Below are 4,418 nucleotides of genomic sequence, written 5' to 3' on the forward strand. Positions count from 1 at the left end.
GCTGCTGCCCCACGTCCAGGACACCGCCTGGTTCTTCGACACCGAGTTGCTCGTGCTCGCCGAGCGGGCCGGGCTGCGCATCGCCGAGGTGCCGGTCGACTGGATCGACGACCTCGACAGCCGGGTCGACATCGTGCAGACGGCCAAGGACGATCTGCGAGGCGTCGCGCGGCTGGCCCGCTCGCTGATGACCGGACGCATCCCGCTGGCCGACCTGCGCGCCGAACTCGGCCGCGGTGCGGTCGGCATGCCCGGCGTCGCGCCCGGACTCGCCCGGCAGGCGCTGCGGTTTGCTGTCATCGGCGGGTTGAGCACGCTCGCCTACCTGCTGCTGTTCCTGCTCGGCCGGCCGGCGATGGGCGCGCAGGGGGCGAACCTGTTCGCCCTGCTCGCCACCGCCGTCGCCAACACGGCCGCGCACCGCCGGTTCACCTTCGGTGTCCGCGGCGGCCCCGCTGCCCGCCACCACCTGCAGGGCCTCATCGTCTTCCTGCTCGGCCTCGCGCTCACCAGTGGCGCGCTCGCCGGGCTGACCGCGATCACGTCGCACCCGCCGCGCGTGGTCGAGGTCGCGGTGCTGGTCGTCGCCAACCTCGCCGCGACCGTCCTGCGCTTCGTCCTGTTCCGCCGCTGGGTCTTCGCCCGCCGCACCGACCGCCCGTCCGAGGAGTCCGTCGCATGACCACCACCGCCACCCCGATCCCCGGCGTCGCCGCGGCGCCGCCCCTCGTCGCGCCCGCCGAACGGGCCGGCGCCACGCACCGACGACGCGAGCGCGGTTCGCTGCTCGCCCTGCTCGTCGGCACCGCCGTGCTCTACCTGTCGGGCCTCGGCGCCTCGGGCTACGCCAACGAGTTCTACGCCGCCGCCGTGCAGGCGGGCACGCAGAGCTGGAAGGCGTTCTTCTTCGGCTCGTTCGACTCGGGCAACGCGATCACCGTCGACAAGCCGCCGCTGTCGCTCTGGCCGATGGAGCTGTCTGGCCGCCTGTTCGGCTTCAACTCCTGGTCGATGCTGGTGCCGCAGGCGCTCGAGGGCGTCGCGACCGTGGCGTTGCTGTACGCGACCGTGAAGCGGTGGTCGGGGCACTGGGCCGGCCTCGTCGCCGGCGCGGTGCTCGCGCTCACGCCGGTGGCGGTGCTGATGTTCCGGTTCAACAACCCGGACGCCGCGATGACCCTGCTGATCGTCGCTGCCGCCTACTGCGTCACGCGGGCGATCGAGGTGGCGTCGCTGCGCTGGCTCGTCGGCGCGGGCGCGGTCATGGGTCTGTCGTTCCTCGCCAAGGGCCTCCAGCCGTTCACCGTGCTGCCTGCGCTCGGGCTCGCCTACCTCGTCGCCGCACCGACCACGCTCGGCCGCCGTGTCGCGCACCTGCTCGCGGCAGGCGTCGCGGTCGTCGTCGGCGCCGGGTGGTGGGTGCTCGCCGTCGACCTGACGCCGGCGTCGGATCGTCCGTACATCGGCGGCTCGGGCGACAACACCGCGCTCGGTCTGGCCTTCGGCTACAACGGGCTGAGCCGCATCACCGGCGGGTCGTCCGGTGGCGCGGGTGGCGGCCCCGGTGGCAGCTTCAGCGGCAGCACCGGCCTCACCCGACTGTTCGACGCCCAGATGGGCGGCCAGATCGCCTGGCTGCTGCCGACCGCGCTCGTCGCGATCGCCGCGCTCGCATACGTCGGACGCCGCGCGCCGCGCACCGACCGGCTGCGCGCCGCCGTGCTGCTCTGGGGCGGCTGGCTGCTCGTCACCGGCGCGGTGCTGAGCTACGCGAGCGGCATCATCCACCCGTACTACACGGTCGAGCTGGCCCCCGCGATCGCTGCGCTGGTCGGCATCGGCGCGGTGACGCTGTGGCGGTCGCGCGCCGACGCCGTCGCACGGGGCGGGCTCGCACTCGGCGTCGCCGCGGCCGGCATCACCGCCGCCGTGCTGCTGCACCGCACACCGTCGTGGCACGGCTGGCTCGTGTGGCTCGTGCTCGTCGCCGCGGCCGTCGCGGTGCTCGCACTGCTCGCGCCGGCGTTCCGGCGCGCGGCCCTGGTCGTAGCGATCGCGGGCACCGTGGCCGTCGCCGGCGGCTCGAGCGCCTACGCCCTCAACACGGCCTCGACCGCCCACACCGGCAGCACGCCGTCGGCGGGCCCGACCGTGGCCGGTGGGTTCGGCCCGGGCGGTGCCGGTGGCTTCGGCCCGAGCGGGTCGGGCGGCGCCCGACGCCTCGGCGGCAGCGGCCTACCGACCGGCGAGCTGCCGAGCGGCGGACTCCCGGACGGGTTCCCCGGCGGGATGTCCGGCTCGCTGCCGACCGGCGGCCTTCCCGGCAGCGGCTCGCGGCCGACCGGCTCGCTGCCGAGCGGGGCGCAGTCCGCCCGAGGCGGTGGCGGCGGCACGAGCACCAGCAGCGCCCTCGTCGCCCTGCTGAAGAAGACCACGACCACCTGGGCAGCAGCCGCGGTCGGTTCGCAGTCGGCCGGGGCGCTCGAGCTCGCGTCCGGGAAGGCCGTGATCAGCATCGGCGGCTTCAACGGTGGCGACGACGCCCCGACGCTCGCGCAGTTCGAGGCCTGGGTGAAGGCGGGCAAGGTCGCCTACTTCATCGGCAGCGGCACCGGCGGCTTCGGTGGCGGTCCGGGCGGCGGTTCGGCCGGCAGCGCGATCGCGACGTGGGTGGCGTCGCACTACAAGGCCACCACCGTCGGCGGGCAGACCGTGTACGACCTGTCGCAGGCGACGTCATGACAGCCGTCATGAGCTCCACACATGTTGTGACGGCGACCCCGGCGGCGACGCCGGGGCGCCGGCGCACGGCGGCTCAGGGACACCGGCTCGGCTGTTGGACGTTGCTGCTCGGCACCGCCGCCCTCTACCTCGTCGGCCTCTCGGCATCGGGGTGGGCGAACCAGTTCTACGCCGCGGCGGCGCAGGCGGGCAGCCGCAGCTGGACCGCCTTCCTGTTCGGCTCACTGGACGCGTCCGACTTCATCACCGTCGACAAGCCGCCGGCCGCCCTCTGGGTCATGGACGTGTCGGTGAAGCTCTTCGGCGTCAACTCGTGGGCCGTGCTGGTGCCGCAGGCGCTCGAGGGCGTCGCCGCGGTGGCCGTGCTGTACGCCGCGGTCAGGCGGATCAGCGGTCCGACGGCGGGGCTGCTCGCAGGCGCGGCCCTGGCCACCACGCCGGTCGCCGCGCTCATGTTCCGCTACGACAACCCCGACGCGCTGCTCGTGCTGCTGATGACGGCCGCGGCGTACGCGACGGTGCGGGCGGTCGAGGCCGGTCGCCTGCGGTGGCTGGCGACGGCGGGCGCGCTGCTCGGTCTCGCCTTCCTGACCAAGATGCTGCAGGGCCTGCTGGTCGTCCCCGGCTTCGCCGCCGCATACCTCGTCGCCGCGCCGGTGGCGCTGCGCACGCGGGTGCGCGACCTGCTCGTCGCCGGGGCGGCGATGGTCGCTGCCGCGGGGTGGTGGGTCGCGCTGGTCGAGCTGTGGCCGGCCGGGTCGCGTCCGTACATCGGCGGCACGAACCACGACTCGATCCTCGAACTGGTCCTCGGCTACAACGGCCTCGGGCGGCTCACCGGAGGCGACAACAACGGCGCCGTCGGCGGCGGCACGGGCGGCTTCTCGTCCGGGCGGACCGGGCTCACCCGCCTGTTCGGCAGCGAGATGGGCGGCCAGATCGCCTGGCTGCTGCCCGCCGCCCTGCTCGCCGCCGTCCCACTCGGATGGCTGACGTGGCACCGGCCGCGCACCGACCGGCTGCGGGCGAGCCTGCTCGTCTGGGGCGGCTGGCTGCTCGTCACCGGCCTCGTCCTCAGCTTCGCGAGCGGGATCATCCACGCGTACTACACGGTCGCGCTGGCCCCGGCGATCGCCGCGCTCGTCGGTCTCGGCGTCACCGAGCTCTGGCGGAACCGGGCGCACGACGGCGCCCGGTGGCTGCTCGCCGCGCTCGTCGCGGTGACCGCGCTCTGGACGGTCGACCTGCTCGGCCGCGCCTCGTGGCACCCCGAGCTGCGCTGGCTCGTGCTCGGCGCGGGCGTCCTCGCGACCGGCCTGGTCCTCTCCGCCCGTGCGCGCGGATGGCTGGTGGCAGTGGCCGTCGTCGTCACGCTGCTCGCCGGCCCCACGGCCTACGCCGTCCAGACCGCCTCGACCGCGCACTCGGGTGCCCTGCCGACCGCGGGGCCGGCCACGTCGGCCGGGTTCGGCGGGTTCGGCGGCGGGCGTCCGGGCGGCTTCGCCGGCGGCGCGCCCGGCGGTGGCACCCGGCCGACGGGTACCGCGGGCGGTCTCCCGGGCGGCTTCGGCGGCACCACCGGCACCACCGGCACCGCGGGCACGGCCGGCGGCCAGGGCCGGGGCGGGGCAGGCGGTGCCGGCGGGCCAGGCGGCCTCGGTGGGGCGAGCACCGTC

At 75.4% G+C, this 4,418-nt stretch carries 3 protein-coding genes; all 3 read left to right on the forward strand.

Annotated features, from left to right (window positions below):
- Positions 1–682, forward strand: a 682-nt coding sequence (locus tag ACTHMS_RS09320) for a GtrA family protein (RefSeq protein WP_440306383.1), incomplete at its 5' end; no start/stop codon positions are given.
- Complete coding sequence (locus ACTHMS_RS09325) at positions 679–2,742, forward strand: ArnT family glycosyltransferase (RefSeq protein ID WP_440306384.1); 2,064 nt, start codon at positions 679–681, stop codon at positions 2,740–2,742. The genes ACTHMS_RS09320 and ACTHMS_RS09325, both read left to right, overlap by 4 nt.
- A gap of 8 nt (positions 2,743–2,750) precedes the next feature.
- A partial coding sequence (locus ACTHMS_RS09330; protein WP_440306385.1) for a glycosyltransferase family 39 protein occupies positions 2,751–4,418 on the forward strand: 1,668 nt, incomplete at its 3' end.

Source organism: Jatrophihabitans sp., assembly GCF_051960575.1.
Lineage (GTDB): Bacteria > Actinomycetota > Actinomycetes > Mycobacteriales > Jatrophihabitantaceae > JBQCEE01.

Excerpts from the sequence above, each read along its gene's own strand:
- ACTHMS_RS09325 (WP_440306384.1), top strand. The coding sequence starts at position 679 with ATGACCACCACCGCCACCCCGATCCCCGGCGTCGCCGCGGCGCCGCCC.